The sequence below is a fragment of the Rhodococcus sp. 24CO genome (assembly GCF_050586165.1).
Classification (GTDB): domain Bacteria; phylum Actinomycetota; class Actinomycetes; order Mycobacteriales; family Mycobacteriaceae; genus Rhodococcus_F.
On sequence record NZ_JAZFNF010000026.1, the window covers coordinates 1 to 16,915 of the forward strand.

At 60.1% G+C, this 16,915-nt stretch carries 17 protein-coding genes and 5 pseudogenes; 9 read left to right on the plus strand and 13 right to left on the minus strand.

The annotated features are described in order from the left end of the window. Positions 1-796 precede the first annotated feature (796 nt). Together V2B23_RS29465 and V2B23_RS29470 are read left to right on the plus strand one after the other, a co-directional pair. Positions 797-931 (plus strand): annotated as a pseudogene (locus V2B23_RS29465) (hemin transporter); the annotation flags it as partial. Between the two features lie 12 nt (positions 932-943). After that, positions 944-1,141 carry a hypothetical protein gene (locus tag V2B23_RS29470; RefSeq protein ID WP_430953494.1) on the plus strand — a complete coding sequence of 66 codons (198 nt, stop codon included), beginning with the start codon at positions 944-946 and terminating at the stop codon, positions 1,139-1,141. Positions 1,142-1,420: 279 nt separating this feature from the next. On the opposite strand, the pseudogene V2B23_RS29475 reads toward V2B23_RS29470, so the two are convergent. The 4 genes and pseudogenes from V2B23_RS29475 to V2B23_RS29490 all read right to left on the minus strand — a co-directional run. After that, a pseudogene (locus V2B23_RS29475) lies at positions 1,421-1,537 on the minus strand (YihY/virulence factor BrkB family protein); the annotation flags it as partial. Positions 1,538-1,611: 74 nt separating this feature from the next. Next, positions 1,612-2,700, minus strand: a complete 1,089-nt coding sequence (locus V2B23_RS29480; RefSeq protein WP_430953508.1) for an FUSC family protein — start codon at positions 2,698-2,700, stop codon at positions 1,612-1,614. Between the two features lie 35 nt (positions 2,701-2,735). Beyond that, positions 2,736-4,601 carry a xanthine dehydrogenase family protein molybdopterin-binding subunit gene (locus V2B23_RS29485; protein WP_430953509.1) on the minus strand — a complete coding sequence of 622 codons (1,866 nt, stop codon included), beginning with the start codon at positions 4,599-4,601 and terminating at the stop codon, positions 2,736-2,738. A gap of 209 nt (positions 4,602-4,810) precedes the next feature. After that, positions 4,811-5,284, minus strand: coding sequence for a hypothetical protein (locus tag V2B23_RS29490; RefSeq protein WP_430953495.1), 474 nt, complete (start codon positions 5,282-5,284; stop codon positions 4,811-4,813). A 277-nt stretch (positions 5,285-5,561) separates the two neighbouring features. Between V2B23_RS29490 and V2B23_RS29495 the strand changes: the two genes are divergently transcribed. Further along, complete coding sequence (locus V2B23_RS29495) at positions 5,562-5,693, plus strand: hypothetical protein (protein ID WP_430953496.1); 132 nt, start codon at positions 5,562-5,564, stop codon at positions 5,691-5,693. Positions 5,694-6,620: 927 nt separating this feature from the next. Here V2B23_RS29495 and V2B23_RS29500 read toward each other — a convergent pair. Then, positions 6,621-6,921, minus strand: a pseudogene (locus V2B23_RS29500) (DUF3349 domain-containing protein). Here V2B23_RS29500 and V2B23_RS29505 point away from each other — a divergent pair. The 3 genes from V2B23_RS29505 (at position 6,820) to V2B23_RS29515 (ending at position 9,221) form a co-directional block, all read left to right on the plus strand. Then, positions 6,820-7,128 (plus strand): hypothetical protein, encoded by a 309-nt coding sequence (locus tag V2B23_RS29505; RefSeq protein ID WP_430953510.1) that lies wholly within the window; start codon positions 6,820-6,822, stop codon positions 7,126-7,128. The pseudogene V2B23_RS29500 and the gene V2B23_RS29505 overlap by 102 nt on opposite strands. Before the next feature lie 81 nt (positions 7,129-7,209). Further along, positions 7,210-7,674, plus strand: a complete 465-nt coding sequence (locus V2B23_RS29510; protein WP_430953497.1) for a DUF4383 domain-containing protein — start codon at positions 7,210-7,212, stop codon at positions 7,672-7,674. Between the two features lie 68 nt (positions 7,675-7,742). After that, positions 7,743-9,221, plus strand: coding sequence for an FAD-dependent oxidoreductase (locus V2B23_RS29515; RefSeq protein ID WP_430953498.1), 1,479 nt, complete (start codon positions 7,743-7,745; stop codon positions 9,219-9,221). Between the two features lie 461 nt (positions 9,222-9,682). Here the strand turns inward: V2B23_RS29515 and V2B23_RS29520 are convergent. The 5 genes and pseudogenes from V2B23_RS29520 to V2B23_RS29540 all read right to left on the minus strand — a co-directional run bounded on the left by V2B23_RS29520 (position 9,683) and on the right by V2B23_RS29540 (position 12,172). Beyond that, positions 9,683-10,188 (minus strand): annotated as a pseudogene (locus V2B23_RS29520) (TspO/MBR family protein). A 282-nt stretch (positions 10,189-10,470) separates the two neighbouring features. Continuing rightward, the gene (locus V2B23_RS29525; protein ID WP_430953499.1) at positions 10,471-11,028 is read right to left on the minus strand and encodes a type 1 glutamine amidotransferase domain-containing protein; all 558 of its coding nucleotides are present in this window, start codon (positions 11,026-11,028) and stop codon (positions 10,471-10,473) included. A 46-nt stretch (positions 11,029-11,074) separates the two neighbouring features. After that, positions 11,075-11,263 (minus strand): hypothetical protein, encoded by a 189-nt coding sequence (locus tag V2B23_RS29530; protein ID WP_430953500.1) that lies wholly within the window; start codon positions 11,261-11,263, stop codon positions 11,075-11,077. A gap of 146 nt (positions 11,264-11,409) precedes the next feature. Further along, a complete protein-coding gene (locus tag V2B23_RS29535; RefSeq protein ID WP_430953501.1) occupies positions 11,410-11,811 on the minus strand; it encodes a glycosyltransferase in 402 nt (133 codons plus the stop codon). 67 nt (positions 11,812-11,878) lie between these two features. Beyond that, complete coding sequence (locus V2B23_RS29540) at positions 11,879-12,172, minus strand: hypothetical protein (RefSeq protein ID WP_430953502.1); 294 nt, start codon at positions 12,170-12,172, stop codon at positions 11,879-11,881. A 210-nt stretch (positions 12,173-12,382) separates the two neighbouring features. On the opposite strand from V2B23_RS29540, the gene V2B23_RS29545 reads away from it, so the two are divergent. The 3 genes from V2B23_RS29545 (at position 12,383) to V2B23_RS29555 (ending at position 13,862) form a co-directional block, all read left to right on the plus strand. Further along, the gene (locus V2B23_RS29545) at positions 12,383-12,586 is read left to right on the plus strand and encodes a hypothetical protein (RefSeq protein ID WP_430953503.1); all 204 of its coding nucleotides are present in this window, start codon (positions 12,383-12,385) and stop codon (positions 12,584-12,586) included. A 358-nt stretch (positions 12,587-12,944) separates the two neighbouring features. Continuing rightward, complete coding sequence (locus V2B23_RS29550; RefSeq protein WP_430953504.1) at positions 12,945-13,295, plus strand: ANTAR domain-containing protein; 351 nt, start codon at positions 12,945-12,947, stop codon at positions 13,293-13,295. A gap of 135 nt (positions 13,296-13,430) precedes the next feature. After that, complete coding sequence (locus V2B23_RS29555) at positions 13,431-13,862, plus strand: ATP-binding protein (protein ID WP_430953505.1); 432 nt, start codon at positions 13,431-13,433, stop codon at positions 13,860-13,862. Between the two features lie 141 nt (positions 13,863-14,003). Here the strand turns inward: V2B23_RS29555 and V2B23_RS29560 are convergent, their stop codons facing one another. From V2B23_RS29560 to V2B23_RS29570, 3 genes and pseudogenes are all read right to left on the minus strand, one after another. Next, positions 14,004-14,795, minus strand: a complete 792-nt coding sequence (locus V2B23_RS29560; RefSeq protein WP_430953506.1) for a SigB/SigF/SigG family RNA polymerase sigma factor — start codon at positions 14,793-14,795, stop codon at positions 14,004-14,006. An 831-nt stretch (positions 14,796-15,626) separates the two neighbouring features. After that, positions 15,627-15,923 carry a hypothetical protein gene (locus V2B23_RS29565; RefSeq protein ID WP_430953507.1) on the minus strand — a complete coding sequence of 99 codons (297 nt, stop codon included), beginning with the start codon at positions 15,921-15,923 and terminating at the stop codon, positions 15,627-15,629. A gap of 301 nt (positions 15,924-16,224) precedes the next feature. After that, positions 16,225-16,488: pseudogene (locus V2B23_RS29570) on the minus strand (hypothetical protein); the annotation flags it as partial. Positions 16,489-16,915: the final 427 nt, after the last annotated feature.

The window sequence follows — 16,915 nt, forward strand, 5'->3', positions numbered from 1 at the left end:
TTGCGCCGGATCACCGCACTGATCGACGCTGGAGTCAATGTGGTGGGCGTTCACCGCATTCTTTCACTGGAAACCGAAAACAAAATCCTGAAGGAGCGCCTTGCTCAGGGCAGCGGAGCGTCGTTGAGCGAAGCGGCCGATACCGGGACGTGATCGCTGGCTCCGCTGAGCGCACCCGAACCCGGTTCGTCGCCGGCGGGAGAGGTTGAACCTTCGCAGCGGCTGATGTCACCGAAGTGGGCGTCGGCCTCGATTTTGTTTCCGCCCGACTCGAGTCGCGCCAGGGCGGAATCGAAGGCATCGATCAGCCATGCAGCGGTGGACTCGATGAGCAACTCGTCCGAGACGCCGGTGAGGTCGGATCGAGCCGGACGGCACTAGTCGCTGCAACAACGACGTCAACTCTCAGGTGTGCTCCGGTCACCGCAACTCAGGCAGTACGGTCCATCCGCTCGCTGTGAGCCACTGCTGCACCGCATCCGGAAAGCTCCCAATGCCCTGGGTGGTCTGGGCGAATTCGCCGGCGAGGATCGGACCGTCCCCGCACACCGTGCACGCGGCAGCGAACGCCGGCGGCGCGGGTTCACCCTGGTGGCAATGCGATCGGGCAACAACCGCATTCGGATCGTCGAGGTTCGGGTGCAGTCAGATGACGGCCAGGTCCGCGCGTTGATGGGCAGCTTCCGCTCTCGTACTCGGCTCGTACGCGCAACTCGGACAGATCCGAGACGTTCGCACCGCCACAACAGGATCGGTGACTGCCGCGGGTTCTGATCTGCGTGACATCGAACTCGAACCGAACACGCAGGCATTCCTCTGCGGCCCGATGCCGTTCATGCTGTCGATGCGCGAATCGTTGATAGCACGCGATGTTCCGGCACAGAATATCCACTACGAGGTCTTCGGGCCGGACCGCTGGGTAAATATCTGAAGTGGAGTAAGGATGTTGGAAGAGAATGCGGTAGAGACTCTTTCGCGTTGGGCAGATTCGGGAGCGATGTGGCGGGTCCTTCGCCGGACCCCCACGACGATCACCGTGTCGATGTGCCGCTGCGACGGCGGCGAAGAAATGGATCGTCTGACGTCTACTGATCCCGAACTGCGCGCCTGGATCGGCAAGCGACAGACCAGCGACGACTAGCTCAGCCCACCACCGGAAGCCGACCGGCCCTGAGGCCTCGGCGAAGATGTCACCGGCCTCCCCGCGAGACCGACCCGGAAACTGATGCCTCCGCCCGTGATAGCCAGTCGCACAGCATGACCGGGTCTGAAATCTCGACCCGTCAAACAGATAACTAAGGCATTGCTACCCGCGGGAAACGGAGTGATCAAGATTTGTGCTCGATCCCCGCGCCAGGCCGCGAGAGACTCAAAATCGGAAGTAAAACCCCTGTTTTAGCCGTTGTGACGATCAAGCCGTCGGTAATAGCGACAGCACAGCGTAATAAGTCAGCGCCGCCGCCAGATCCGTGTACTGATCGCGAGTGAACTCGCGAGCCGAACGGCGCGCCACGAACTTCCACGACTGCGCCGTCAGGTCGGTCGGGTCGGAAGGCTTGCACGCGTCGTCCGCATCTACGTGTGTGTCACCGTCCCCGGCTTACTACCCAGTTAGCCCGGTGTTGAAAATCGGTCGAGAGCACGCTCGGTTCTGCACTCTTCTCGATCGAGCACAGCGAGCGTCGTGAGTAACCCGCGGCTGGACAGAATTATCGAAGGTGCGACGGATGTTGTGACTCTTCCCTGCTGCAAGAGCTTTTCGAGTTCAGCCAACCTCTCACAGGCCAAGGGCAACGTCGTGACGGCACGATGGTCGATAGGATCGCGCACCGGACCTCTTCCCGCATCGGCAAATGCTTCGGCCATAGCTTCGAGCAAATCGGAGACGGCGCCTTGCAAGTTCTCGTTCTCGTCGAAATCATTGTCCTCGACGGCAAGGATCAGGCCCATAAGATGCAACGCGGCTCGATCGAGAGCGTCGGCGGCCGGGCGAAACAACTCGGATCCTCCCCTACGCAACCATCCACGTTTGCGAAAGTTTCCGACCAGGCTGGCCTCACCCTCCATCACTACGGCCTCCGCGGTGACGGACTTGTTCACCGACAAAGCGCGTTGACGCCAGAGACCATGCGCTGAAGCACCGATTTTCACGTCGTCGGCCATCTGTCGGAGAATGTCCGAGACCTCATGCGTACGTGCCACCAAGAGGTCTCTGGCGTCGGAGAGATAGTCCGGCGGAACCAACACCGCATTGACCGTGATTCCCACGAATACTCCCAGCACTACGTCGCCAATGCGGTGCATCACCAGGTACGGGTTGGTCGCTGTTCCGTACAAGAGGACCAGTACGGCGGTGACGGCGACCCAGATCCCGTCGGGCGACAATCGCGGAATGCGGCCGACGAGTATTCCTGCGCCCGTTGCGAGGGCCAACGCGGCGACGGTCGGTAGTGTCGCCGCCGCGATGGCGGCCACAACCACTCCAAGGACGACCACGCTGACCTGGCGGGCGGCTACCCGCATCGAGTTCCGCACGGTGTTCCCGATGATGAAGAGTGCGGCGTACGGGGCGAGAAATGCTTCAGGACTGTGAAAGACGCTGTTCGCGATCACCCACGCGATGACGACGGCGACTGTGCCTTTCAGAGCTGTGACCAGGCCTATGCTTTCAGATCGCTGAATCAGGGGATGCTCGAGAATTCCTTGCTCCTAACCTTCCACGGTTGTCCGATAGGTCATCGGAACAGAACCTTGTCCGCTGTTACCGGTAGGTCGCGTACTCGCACGCCGGTAGCATCGTAGATCGCATTGACCACTGCGGCTGCAGCCCCGACGATCCCGATCTCGCCGGCACCCCGCGATCCCATCGGGTTGACGTGTTCATCGACCTCGTCGAGCCAAAAAGCATCGATGTCTTGCACATCCGCGTTTGTGCTGATGTGGTAGCTCGCCAAGTCCTGTGTCATCACATGGCCGAACCTGTCGTCCCGAAAGCTCTCCTCGTGCAACGCCATCGACAATCCCATCGTCATTCCGCCGACGAGCTGCGAGCGAAGCGTTTTCGCATTGATTGCGCGTCCGATCGAGAATGCACCGAGCATCCGGGGGATCCTGATCTCCCCGGTGTCGCGATGGACGCGTGCTTCCACGAAGTGAGCACCGAACGAATGCATGGAGTAGTCGTCCTCGTCCGGATTCTCCGGCGTCTCAGTTGTCGTCTCCGCGCCGGTAGTGGGAGTTGCACTGTGCTCCGTGCGGAACTGACGGGCAGCCGCAACGATGGTAGAGCCCCACGAGGAGATGCCGGCGGAGCCGCCGGCAACTGTGGCGAAAGGGAATGTGGTGTCGCCGATTTCGAGCCGCACTTCCTCTATAAGGCATCCGAGAGCATCGGCGGCGATCTGCGTCAGAGTTGTCCAGGTTCCCGTGCCGATGTCGGCCGCGCCGATCTGGACGGTGTAGATTCGATCGGTTCCGAAGACGATGCGCGCTTTCGAGCCGGGGTTCGTCATTTCCGGATAGGTTGCCGCCGCCATGCCAGTGCCCACCATCCAATTGCCGTCCGGGCTGCGGCCAGCACGACCCGGATGGCGTCCATCACGTCGACTCCGATCTTCCCATCCGAATCTCTCCGCGCCCGCGCGCATACAGGCGATCAAATTCCGCCCCGACCAAGGTTTTCCGCTCTCCGGGTCCACTTCGGGTTCGTTGCGAACACGAAGTTCGATCGGGTCGAGGCCGCAAGCTACGGCAAGCTCGTCCATCGCTACCTCGACCGCGTACATACCCGGAGTCTCGCCCGGGGCACGCATCCAGAACGGGACTGCAACATCGAGGGCTGCAACTCGGTGCGAGGTAGAGCGATTAGGTGTGGCGTACATGATTCGGGTGGCAACAGCAGTCTGTTCCGCGTATTCCTTGATTTTCGACGTTTGCTCGATTACGTCGTGGCACACCGCCGTCAGAAGACCGTGGGAGTTCGAACCGAGGCGGATGCGCTGAATGGTGGATGTGCGGTATCCGACGATCGCGAACATCTGCTGCCGCGTGAGCGCGAACTTGACCGGCCGTCCAGCCGTCCTACGGGCAGCGAGAATCGCTAATACGTTGTGCGCGTGCGGTGATCCCTTCGAACCGAACCCTCCGCCCACATGTGGCGCCACGACTCGCATCTGCTCGAGTTCGAGTCCGAACATCGGCGCCAGAGTCTCGCGAACGACGTGGACTCCCTGAGTAGAGTCATACAGAGTGACGCATGGACGCCCGTCCTTGGTGTCGTCCTGCCAGATTGCAATACAGGCGTGGGGTTCCATCGGATTGTTGTGTTCGAGTGGAGTGGTGTAGGTCTGATCTATCGTCACATCCGCAGCGACGAAAGCGGACTCGACATCACCGTCGGTCGTGTCGGTCGCGAATCCGTTGACTTCCTCCGGTGCATAAAGGTCCTCGCGATCGGCTCGCAACTCGGAGTCATGCGCGAGTTCGTCGTACGTTACCTGCACCAATTCGGCTGCTTGACGGGCCGTTTCGGGGGTTTCGGCAATTACGTCGACCAGGTGAAGCCATTCGGCGCAGTCATCGGAATTTCGTGGCTCAGCGATAGCATCCACAATGACCAAACACCCACCCCGATTGAGCATCTCCCGCAACCGACCCAACGTTGCCTCCAGTGGCAGTGCTGGCGCACCGCGACGAGAGTGATCGCATCGAAGGCCTCGCCGACACTCCCATCTGCCAACACAATGTGGAGGCGTTCACCGCATTCTCGCCCTGGATGCCGAGAACACAATTCTGAATGGGAGCGCGTTGCTCAGTGCAGCGGAGCGTCGTTGAGCGAAGCGGCCGAGACAGGGGCGTGATCGCCGGCTCCACCGAGCGCACCCGAACCTGGTTCATCGACAGCAAGAGGCGTCGAACCTTCGGAACGGCTGATGTCACCGAAGTCGGCGTCGGCCTCGATTTTGTTTCCGCCTGACTCGAGTCGCGCCAGAGCGGAATCGAAGGCATCGATCAACCATGCAGCGGTGGACTCGACGAGCAACTCGTCCGAGACGCCGGCGAGGTCGGATCGATAAATGCACACCAGCCACGAACCATTCGCGTCCGGCTCATCCGACAACCCTCGCGGCGAGTTGGTGGCAACGACATACCGACTGTACTCGAGATCAACACGAATAGCATAGATCCCGTCGAGATTGACAACATTAGTGGGCCGTTGGGTGGCGGCAGCCAACGCGATCAACGCGTCATTGTATTTTTCCGAGTACTTCGCTGTCAACGGCATAGTCAACCTATCTGTTCGATCTAGCCGACGCAGCACTGCCCGGCGTGTCCTCACATCCCTAGCAACCTCCTTGACCAGGGACTGCACCGATCCTATCCCGGCAATCAGACAAAAGGCCCTCACCGCACACCCGCGGCGGTCACGCGCGTCATCCCCGTAACCAGACCTCACCAGCCGGAGGGCAAACGGCCACACAACACCGTGGCCGGGAGGCAGATCAAGAGCCGCGCGCTCCAGGTTTCACGCGGACTCGGCGCACCCCTCACATGACCTTGCGGTGGCCCCGCACATTTCGGTGTACGAAACGTTGCTGCAGTTGCTGGCGTTGGCGTTTTCGCAGCAGCGTCGCATCACCTTGATCGCGCAGGACACCATCGCAGAAAACGGTTCGACGCCGACGGCGTTCTGAACTCGGCAGTCGACAGGTCAGGTGCGCTCAAAGCTCGTCGGCGCTTGCGATCCGCGCTCGACCGACGCGAGAGAGACGCGGGAGAAACGGAAACAAGATCATCGTGGATACGGACTTTGGCGACATCCATCGGGCCGACATCGAGGACTCAACTGAAACGAAATGCGGAAAAACCCCGGGGAATGCATAGCCATCCGCCGGAACAACCGCAGATTTCCCGCGCTCAGCCCTCGAAAATCTCCGAACCCCCAAACACCCGCTATCGCATAAGGTTCCATTAAGAGTCCAACTTTCGGGGTCCAGTCCAAAACTACCCGCGTCCAAATACCCGCGCACACTTGCGAGGGCGTTGAGTTCGCCGGTTTCGCTGGCCACGGTTTCGGTCATTGCTCCAGCGAGATAGTGAAGTGGTTCGCCAGTCTCGAGAACGGATTCGTTGAAAACGCGTCGAGCGACCCGCAATCGGCCCCGAGTTATGAGAACTCCATGACGTTGAAAAGACCTCAGCGCAACCATCTTTCGCGGTTTGCCAGGGAGAACGGATCCGGTGTCTCCTGGGGGACGCGACTCACGTCCTTCCGGTCGAGCAATACTACGATTCGGCGACCCGGTAGATCGAGCAGCAAGGGCCAGCGCCGAATTCCTCGCGAAGTTCCAATACGAGTCGAGGAGTTGAAGCGTCGGTTGCACTTTTTCCAACAGCGGCAGCGTCGAGCGCCTCGGAGCGATGGCGCCGGCTAATACTGACGGGCCTGCCAGTTGCATCAAGAGTCACACTGCCCGGATACCAGTCACTGTCGGCACGTTTACTGATGTCGCCGCCGTGGATTCGGCACACTCCCCCACTCGCGGAAGACGGGTCTGCCGCCAGGCTTCCCGAGATCGCGACCGGACTCGGATCCCGCTTTTGAAAAAACTGCAGAACAACTACTTTGGGTGAAAGTCGTGGCGACTGGAATCGGTCGCACAGCCTTCTCCGTCACGTGAACCAGACTGCGTCAAAGACCAACCACGTTCTTCGAGCCGGCGAGACACCCGTTCCATGTCCTCCTCGGACGGTTCTTCGCGAATGGTGCCCGCTACGACTTCGCGGACGCGCGTAATCGATGTGGCGATCCAGAGTTTCATGAGCATGTTCGACAGAGAGCGCCACCACCTGGTCGATCGCGTCATTGCTCAATCCACGACGCAGGACGGCTGGCAACGCGAAATGGTCTTTCTCGGGGATGCCCTCCCGATATCCGCTACGAAGCCAGTCGAGCACGGCTTTCAGTGGGTGATGCACCTGTCACCTCAGTTCACAGATTCGACACCACAGAATCGATACAACAAGGTCGATACAACATGCTTCCTTGACCTTGCATACGGGCGAGAGTTGTTTAGCCCCGCTGATGATTGGGAACTGTCCCACAGCAGTGACACGAACCCACCGTGACCGACCGTGAACCTACGGAGCGTATGTCACAACGGCAAGTCGTAGGCGACCGCGGGGACCGAAACAACGAGAGGAAAAATCATGGCACAACGAAGTTATCGTCGCACCTATTCAGCAGTGCAGATAGCCGCGGCAGCCGTCGGTGCGGTGTTTTTACTAGTCGGAATCCTCGGCTTCATTCCCGGTGTGACAACCGATTACGACATGCTGACCGGGGCGGGTCATCATTCTGGTGCAAAGCTCTTCGGGATCTTCGAAGTCTCCGTTCTGCACAACGTGGTTCATCTACTCTTCGGCGTGGCAGGTCTGGCGATGGCACGTATGGCTCGCACCGCGCAGGCGTATCTCATCGGGGGCGGAATCATCTACCTGGTGCTGTGGATCTACGGCCTACTAATCGATCAAGATAGTTCCGCCAACTTCGTTCCGGTCAACGATGCCGACAACTGGTTGCACTTCGGTCTCGGAGTAGGCATGGTGGCACTCGGATTTTTGACTCCCCGTCTGGTGCAGCGAGTAAGCCCCACGGACAGCCCAATTCGGTGAAGTCCCCGCAACTGCGGCGATGCTGGCGGCCACGTTTCTCATACGACCACCCTGGGCAACCGTAGGTCATGACCTCCCTGTGGCTCGAAGGGGCGCGCCCCGAATGCTCATCCGAATTCACCGAGCGCGAATACGACACCGTTGTCGTCGGGGCAGGTATGACAGGTGTGGTTACGGCATTGCTATTAACCCGGGCCGGTCATGAGGTGGCGTTACTCGAATCCAGGACCGTCGGAGCTGTCACAACCGGCAATACGACTGGCAAGATCAGTTTGCTCCAAGGCACTCGACTGTCGAGCATTGCAAAGAAGCACTCACCGTCGGCAGTGTGCTCGTACGTCGAGGCCAATCGGGAGGGACAACAGTGGCTGCTGCGCTACTGCGCCGATAATTCTGTTGCAGTACAACGTGAATCGGCTTTCACATACACCACCAGCACTGACGGAACCGTCTCCCTACGGGAAGAATTGGACGCAGCACGTGCGGCCGGCCTCGATGTCCACTGGACTGACGCAGTCGAATTACCGTTCCCGGTAGTTGGCGCGCTCCGATTGGATGATCAAGCGCAATTCGACGCAGTCCAGGCGCTCGACGCGCTGATCCAGGAATTCGTCCGGCGTGGTGGAACATTGCACGAAGGGACCCGGGTCCGGACCGTGCACGGTAATCGTCATCGACGTTCGGTGCATACCAACCACGGCGTAGTCACCGCTGCTCGAGTCGTGATCGCCACGGGAACACCAATACTCGATCGAGGCGCATTCTTTGCCCGCTTGGAACCACAACGCAGCTACGCTGCTGCCTTCACAGTTCCCGGCGATATTCCACGAGGAATGTACATATCTGTCGATGAACCGAAACGGTCAATTCGTTACGCTCCGCGCAACGACAGCAACTTGCTACTCGTCGGTGGTAACGGCCACCCCGTCGGGCGCGCAGCATCGCCGTCACATTGTCTGCAAGAGTTGATCGATTGGACTGGCAAGACCTTCCCCGGCGCCGAACTGACGCATTCCTGGTCTGCACAGGACTACCGGCCGGTGAACGAACTTCCCTATGTCGGAGAGCTTTTGCCGGGGGACCCCTCGATCCTCATTGCCACCGGTTACGCGAAATGGGGAATCACCAACTCGGTCGCTGCCGCGCTTACACTGGCCACGAGTGTCCTCGGCACCCGAGCGCAGTGGTCAGCAATCTATACCCCGTGGGATTGGAATCAAGTGTCCGGAGTGCCCCATGCTGTTCGGGTCAATGCTGAAGTGGCCGTTCACCTGACGCGCGGCTGGATAAAGCCTTTGTTCGATCGACTCGCGCGTAAGGACCCAGAATCCGGCAGCCATGGCCAGGTCGTATGGGAAGGGCTTACGCCTGTTGCCCGAAGCACTGTATGCGGAGTGACGCAGGAGGTTTCCGCGGTGTGCCCGCATCTTGGCGGCATCGTGAGTTGGAACGATGCCGAACGATCTTGGGATTGCCCGCTGCACGGATCACGCTTTACCGCGAGCGGTGAACTTCTGGAAGGCCCTGCAACCGATAATCTTTCATGACGCGGATACGCGATTACCTCCAGCTCGTGCCATGGTGTCGAGCTCTAGCGGGCCCGGTGCTTTCTGACAGTTCCGCGATACCTACCATTCGGCAATTTAGTCTGACAGAAAGTTCCCTCGTCAGCATAACGCTCGACCTTGATCCCTTCACTCACACCATGATTGGCGTTCGTGGCCTCCAGGATGGTCTCATTGTCCGATCCAAAATACTCGTCGAAAGTCGACCGTCCGGCATCGTGATCCGCTAGAGGTCCATCTCGTCACCTGCTGTCGCAGCATAATGGAAACGGGGTACGTGGGGCATCCGTCACGGCTCGCGCTTTCCTGTGAATCGTTTGCGTGCGACTACGAACGCGACTGCACCGACCAAGACGAGAATCGCTAATATCTCCATGCCGCACAGCTACCCGCTGTCGGCTGATCGCAAACATCGGATCCTGCGACTCGTCCATGGGCGCCATTCACCGCCGGTTCTTGAGCCAACTAGCTGTGGACAGAACCGTCGCAAACGCACACCCAGCCGGGTACGGCGGCAATGCCACTCCCGCCGTCCGTCTGATCGAAAGTATTCGTCGGGTCAAGTCGGCGCTGCTTACAGTCAGGATGGCTGCGACGACAGGCGCGGCACGGAGTCGATGTGAACGGAAGAACACCCAACTCCAGCCGGCGTTTCCGAGGAGGTTGGTCGTCAAGGCTCGGATGTAATCGCGAGCAGGGGTCTCGTCCCCCTTCTCGGCCAGGTGCTCAAGAGTCAGGGCAGTGCTCACTGCGACGCCGGCGTACAAACAGTCCACACCACGGGAAAGACAGTGGGCGGCTGAAATGATGGTTTGTGCAGCTTCTCGAACCACGGGTTTCGAGCTGGTCTTCCGGATGCAACTGAACCGACAACGACGGCCGCCGTTGTCGTCGTCGCAGTGCGCGGTAGCCATTTTCGGAGGAAAGGCGACTTTCGGGCATCGGTCAACTCCTAAAAGCCGTGGTGCTGTGTCAACTAAGGGCAGGATCGGTGCGTGTCACCGAATGCACCGCCCGGACTCGCGACTCGTAGTCGAAGGTTCGTTCAGACGCGCCTGGCGTTTGCGCCAAACTTCAACCAGAACACTTGTTGTATCGACGAATACTTCAAGGGCACAACATCTTTGGCCTCCTTCAGCTTCGGCAATCCTGGCACGATAGCGCCTTCCACACTTCACCGCATGAAAGTGATGGACCGGTTTCTTCTTCCACTCCCTGCACGTCAAGCGTCTCAGGCCGTTGCGACTGTATCGATCAGCTTCGCACAGAACGCCGGCAGATCATCGGGGTTGCGGCTCGATAGCAAGGTGTTCGGTCCTGCGGTACAGACGACCACTTCGTCGTCTACCCTCGTGCCGCCTGCGTTCGTGATGTCGGTACGCAAGCTAGGCCACGACGTCAGCGTACGACCGGCCACTACGCCGGCTTCGACCAGCGTCCACGGTCCGTGGCAGATCACTGCGACGGGCTTCCCTGCGTCGAAGAAACTCTGAGCGAACGCCACCGCGCCGGAATTCATGCGGAGGAAATCGGGGTTGGCTACGCCCCCAGGCAGGACGAGAGCGTCGTATTCGGACGACTCCGCCGAGTCGACCACCGCGTCCACGTCGAAGACGTCAGCTTTGTCGAGTTGGTTGAATGCCTGGATGGTTCCGAATTCTGTCGAAACAATCGATGGCTGAGCGTGTTCGGCAACCAATGCATCCCACGGATCCGTCAACTCGACCTGTTCCACCCCCTCCGTTGCCACGAGGAATGCAACTTCCTTTCCTGCAAGTAACTGGCTCATACTTGAACGTCCTTCCTCGTCTTCGTCACACCCGTCGAGCTACTGCTCAGCTGGATGCGCCCTCGGTGTCGTCGAAGAACGACCATTCGCCATCGTGGTGAACTTCTATGCGCCATCCCAGTTCCGTGTTGTCGGCCCGGGCGTCCATGAACCACGCGTGTGCATCGTCAGCGCTTTCGATGTCGCGCGTCGCGGTAACTTCACCTTCAGGATTGATCACTCTGTAAGTAGCCATTGGGTTCACCTTCCCCAAACGATGCTTCCTTAATCATTCCTCGGGACGTCGGCGAAATGATCTGGACCATCGCAGTGCAGGCTATTCTGGTTCCCAACCTGCATCCAGCGTTGAACGTCCGTCTAGTCAGTACTCCACGGGACCCATCAGACATACCGGTTCACCATCCCTCGTTCCGAACAGTGGTTCACAGCTCGCGCCCGAGCGTGCGGCCCGAGCCAACTGTTTCGTCTCACCGATCGCGACGGACAGCGCGGCCACGTCGTCGGCTGGGACCAACCGACCGCAATCCGACGTGAGGATTCCGGTATGCCACCCCGACCGTGAGCCACGACCGGGGTGCCGCAGGCAAGCGCCTCGGCGACGACCAACCCGTAGGGCTCATCCCACTGCGGGGCCACAAGTGCCACTGCAGACATCCCTACGGCAGCAACAAGATATTCAGTCACCAGATGACCGAGATATCGAACTGAGTCGCCGAGTTGTGGCTCGATTCGCTCGCTGAAATACGCATGGTCACTGATCGGCCCGGCAAGCACCAACGGCATACAGGATTCCCTGGCTGCCGCAATCGCATGGTGGGTGCCTTTTCCGGAACGATGCGTCCGAACCAGATCAGTCGATGTCCACCTGGCCCTGACGCCGTTGATCGGTATCGACTTCGTTGTGGACGACGTCGACGTCGCCGGCTGCCTGTTTCCATGAATCGGCTGTAAAACGACTCACCGCAGCAAACCACCCAGGAGACCCGCCTGCGGCGATTGCTGATTCCAGCCTCGGGGTCGGCGGCGTGTGCAAAGTGGTGAGCACAGGAGCACTCAGCGTGGCGCCATCGCCACTGGTAGGTAGTGCAGACTGTGGTTGGCTGACGTCGAAACTCTGCGCATAGTCACGGGAGATGCGGAGCATCGGGTCGATATAAGCATGGTGTTCTTACATGAAATACTTTGCCGGCATGGAGATGTCAGTCCGGGCAGCCGTCGGGCGCCCGTCCCCTATGTCTACATGGCCGCCACATTCGGTCCATCAGCCTGGGGTAGCGCTGGCATCGTCAAATCTTGCGCTACAGAACGTAGTTCAGGAGCTGCTGGCGGCGGGTCGGACCGGCACCGAATAGGCATGACAGCCCAGACATGCGACCGGGTGCCGGTCCGTGCGCGACGGCGAGCCCACCAGCTCCGACGCGCAGCATCCGCGCTGCGCCTGCGCTCGGGGGTGATGCCCAGGCAGTTCGGCGGGCAAACATCGCACGGCGGGCGCATCTTGCTGCAGGTTCACTCCGCGTCGTCGAGATCACTGAGCACCGGCCGGGATCCGGAGTGACGCTTGTGGATATGTCCGATATAACTGCTGTACTGGGCCCAGGACTGGGCGAAGAACGAAAGGGACACGCCATGCCGGACGACATGGGTGTGGGGCCGACGACGAAATCCGGTGCATCGCAACGGGTGCGAGGATTCCTCTATCGCCGCGCCGGCGATCAGTGGGAGTGGTCGGACACCGCCGCTCGGATGCACGGCTATGAACCCGGCACCATCGCCCCGACCACGGAATTGCTTCTCTCCCAGAGACATCCCGAGGCCGGCCTCATGCCGCCCAGACGTTGGAGACGATCCGCACTTCCGGGGGCTCGTTCAGCAGCCGGCACCGCATCGTCGACACCAGGCGAACGACACGCTTCGTGGTGGTCGCCGGGGCCGACTTGGTCGACGAGTCCGGCGAGATCATCGGCAGTTCCGGCTTCTACGTCGCTGTCACCGAAACTATCGGCGACACGGTCAAGGAATCGGTGGACGAGCTGGTCGCCGAAATAGCGTCCTCCCTCGCAGCCATCGCCCAGGCCAAGCGCATGCTGATGCTCGTCAACGCGATTCCGGCGGACCGGGCATTCGACGTCCGCACCTGGCATTCGCAGGAAACAAACGTGAAAGTTCGTGATGGCGCGGAAAGGCTCCTCACGCGGGTGGCAACGGACTTCCACATCCCCGACGCCGTACGAACGCACTTCGACCACGTCCTGTTGGGTCGCTGACAACAGCGTTAAGCTCGATGTTTGGCGGCACTTCAGTTGGGTAGTTGAAGTGCTGATCATCTTTCTCGAATGCGGCTCCCAGGATCCCACCAAGGGGGCTGGCTGCATCCGATCAAGTACAGGAGCAAATCTCACGTGACGTCCTTCGCGCGAGCGATCGTTTCCCCGGTCGCCGTTTCACCTTCACTGTCCGTCTCTGCATCACCGGATCAACTGCCGGTGCTGCGATCACTGGTGCGAACCGTGGCCGCGCACTACGCGCTCTCGTTGGACGGGTTGTCCGATCTCGTACTCGCCGCCGATGAAGCAGCGACCATTCTCATCGGCCACGCCCTCCCCTCCAGCGCCCTGACGTGCACGTTCGGCGGCGACGATACCGCCGCTGTGCAAGTGATCCTCTCTGCGGCAACAACGGGTCAGATCACTACGAGCACTTCGTCCTTCGGGTGGCACGTCCTCGAGACCCTGGCTGACGAAGTGGTCCTCGAGGAGCTTCCGCCGGCCGCGCCCGAGGAGAACTGGGCTGTGACGATCACCCTGACCAAGATCTTGCAGGCAGGTTCGTGATCCCCGCCTGCTCGGGATGTCCACGAGTACACACAGGTCACCGGCCTGTTGGTGTGTCTCGTCGCCGTAACCGACGACGCTTCCGATCACGGGTGCGTCGTACCGGGGTCACGCACGAATCCGCATTTCTTGGCATCCAGCTCACGCTGCGACGGCGGTCTCGAGCGCGGCGAGGGACTGTGTCCGTCGGAGTGCTTTAAGCGATTGTGCCAGCAGTCGGGAGACATGCATTTGCGAGAGACCAACCTTCTCGGCAATTTCCGCTTGGGTCAGTTCGCCGAAGAATCGGTAGAGCACGATTGCGCGTTCTCGTTCAGGAAGTGCGAGTAGTGCCGGTCGGAGCGTTTGTTGGTTGTCTATGCCTTCGAGGGCAGAGTCGAAGTCTCCCAACGTGTCTGCGATCGTCCGTCCGTCGTTGACGGTTGCCGCATCGAGGGAAGCCGCGCGATAGGAATCGCCGGCGGCGGCGATCTCCGCGATCTCTGCAGGTTCCACTTCGAGTTCTTTTGCCAGTTCCGGCACGGTGGGTTCGCGTCCGAGGGCGTGAGTGAGGGAAGAGCGGGCCTTGTTGAGCGCGAGATAGTTTTCCTGCAGCGAGCGCGGAACACGAACGTCCCAGCCGCGGTCCCGGAAATGTTTGCGCACCTCACCCACCATCGTCGGAATCGCGAAGGCGAGGAAGTCTTTGCCCTTGGCGAGATCGAAGCGGTTCACCGCACTGACCAGTCCGACGCTGGCGGCCTGTACGAGGTCCTCGTGGGCTTGTCCGCGGCCGCGGTATCGCAAGGCAATGTTCCGGGTCAGTGGTAGACACGACTCGATGATCTGCGTGCGTACACGTTCGCGGCGCTCGTCGCGGTTCGGTGTTGAAGCCATCTGTTCGAACAGGGCCGCAAAGTGCGTGTAGTCGGCGTCTTGCGTGCGGGTGCTCATGAGAATGCCAACTCCTCTCTCCTGGTCGTAGCCCTAACAGGGGGCTGAGGGACAGTGGCCCCTCGCTGAGATAAAGACATCGTCGTGGTGCCGAAACGGCGGACGCATCGTGTTGCCGACATCGTCGTCTCCTTCATTGTCGGGTATTGATCGTCTGCAGAACGCTCCAGAAAACCATCGCCGCGGCCAGAGCGATCACAGGCACAGAGGGCGGGCCGTCGAGCGCTGAAGCGACTACTGGCCCAAGATGGCGGCAACGACCATCACCACGACGACATCGATCACCTCCCGCCGCGACGTGCGGGTGACGCGGATCATCGCGGCGATACGCACTTTCAGCTAAGCGATTACTAGCGCCGAGCAGGTGATGCTCGCGCCGCCGTGGGGGAGGCCCTGGCAGTGGTCATTCACGCTCCCGAAGTGCAAGTGCTCCAGCATGCATCTGAGTAACTCCATGCATCTGAGTAATTCGCTGTCATAAATCTATATCAGTTGATGCAGATAAATGGCAACAGACGAAACAGTGATCGACCGACCGAGATATGAACGTCCGAGTCCATACGAGCCCATGAATGCACGAAACCAGCAAGATCTGGGTTCTTTTCGACTCCGTTCCCCTGCGAAATCCGGTTCGAGAGACAGATGAAATCTGCAGCAATGAGCATCAGATTTGAGGCACCGGAGAGCGAGAGGCATGCCGTCCGACCCGTGCTCGACGCCGCCATGCACCGGACACGGCGCAATAAAAATCAGTTGCCCCGGCAACGACCGGAAATGAAATGCATCCTAACCCCGCGCAGCTACCGCCACCGGGGGCATCCCACTCGGTGATCAACCCCGGTCGAGCCGAATACCGGTATGGGTCCGAACTCTGTCGAACTGGATACCGATCTCAAGGCGAAGCTCGTCGTCGCTGACGCAGGGATCCCCGAATGCGATCGCATCCACCGGCGTGCCGTCGATGACAACCTCGCCGACCACGTCGACAACCGAACCATCCTCGCGGTGAGCGATGCCCCGGCCCGCGCGGATCACGTGCTCGATAACCGTCGAACGATCATGCCCTACACCGCCGCGGTACAGGTGAAGTCCGGTCTCTTGGTCCCGCACCGACACGAACCAGTCCACTAGTGTCCTCCTCGCACCCGTCCCATGTGACATGAGCAATTTTTCCGCTTCGTCGGTGTGTCCACTACCTCAACGGCAATGGCCGTGACCCGAACATTGCGCGACTGGGATTGTCGACGAGCACCTAAAACGCGCGCTCCGGTCGATCAGTCGAAACGAAGCGCAGTTATTCACTTCGAGGACGCGCGAACTGAAGGGCTCGCTCAGCGTCCCCTGAATACGGTGCCAATTGATCCGGACCACGCCGATGAATTCTGTTTCGTCGGTCCACTTCTCGACCATCGTCCGGGAAAATCGCTCCATGGCCCTCTTGGTCCAGAAGTTCGCGACCTTCCAATCGCTTTACCCGCCGATGTTCCAGCAAGATTGCGAGGGCACCGACGATGAAGGAAATCACGCACACACATCCGGCGATGACCGCCCACCCACGAATTCCGTAACCTGCTGCCACCAAGGTAAATCCGAGAGTTGCCAATCCGAGGCCGATCAACAGGTATCCCGGATAGTTGCGTCCGTCTGTGATCGCCTCCCCGACGTGCGATCGATTCGTGCGTTCATTGTCCACATGGACAGGGTCGACTTCATTCGGCTCAGTCACTACACACACTCCGTCCAGCAATCATGACAACGTGTCACCAGCCCTCGTTGTTCGCTCGCAACGCACCTACCCCGGCCATGCACGGATGAAACAGTGAACTCCACAACAAGACAGGCCATCACACCCAGGAACCGTACCGTTGGCGTTGGCATTGGCGAGTCGAGTCGAGCCGAGTCGAGTCGAAGAGGTTCTAACGCCCACGCAGCTCAACGCTGCCGTAGCGGGCATCGTCCTTCCGGTTGCGCATCCGGGCGCTCCCGTTTGATGAATGACATCGGGTTATTGATCGGAGGCATCGGCCCGGCACCTTAGGAGCGTGGTAGGACCCCATTTGGTGAGCCACTCGCTATCAGAGAATCAATGCGTGTGAATACAGCTGGCAGCGTACTCATTT

Coding starts and splice junctions, on each gene's coding strand:
- V2B23_RS29490 (WP_430953495.1), bottom strand. CDS start 5,284: ATGCCGTTGACAGCGAAGTACTCGGAAAAATACAATGACGCGTTGATC.
- V2B23_RS29515 (WP_430953498.1), top strand. CDS start 7,743: ATGACCTCCCTGTGGCTCGAAGGGGCGCGCCCCGAATGCTCATCCGAA.
- V2B23_RS29525 (WP_430953499.1), bottom strand. CDS start 11,028: ATGAGCCAGTTACTTGCAGGAAAGGAAGTTGCATTCCTCGTGGCAACG.
- V2B23_RS29540 (WP_430953502.1), bottom strand. CDS start 12,172: ATGCTCCGCATCTCCCGTGACTATGCGCAGAGTTTCGACGTCAGCCAA.
- V2B23_RS29470 (WP_430953494.1), top strand. CDS start 944: ATGTTGGAAGAGAATGCGGTAGAGACTCTTTCGCGTTGGGCAGATTCG.
- V2B23_RS29530 (WP_430953500.1), bottom strand. CDS start 11,263: ATGGCTACTTACAGAGTGATCAATCCTGAAGGTGAAGTTACCGCGACG.
- V2B23_RS29560 (WP_430953506.1), bottom strand. CDS start 14,795: ATGAGCACCCGCACGCAAGACGCCGACTACACGCACTTTGCGGCCCTG.
- V2B23_RS29535 (WP_430953501.1), bottom strand. CDS start 11,811: ATGCCGTTGGTGCTTGCCGGGCCGATCAGTGACCATGCGTATTTCAGC.
- V2B23_RS29545 (WP_430953503.1), top strand. CDS start 12,383: ATGACAGCCCAGACATGCGACCGGGTGCCGGTCCGTGCGCGACGGCGA.
- V2B23_RS29510 (WP_430953497.1), top strand. CDS start 7,210: ATGGCACAACGAAGTTATCGTCGCACCTATTCAGCAGTGCAGATAGCC.
- V2B23_RS29505 (WP_430953510.1), top strand. CDS start 6,820: ATGAGCATGTTCGACAGAGAGCGCCACCACCTGGTCGATCGCGTCATT.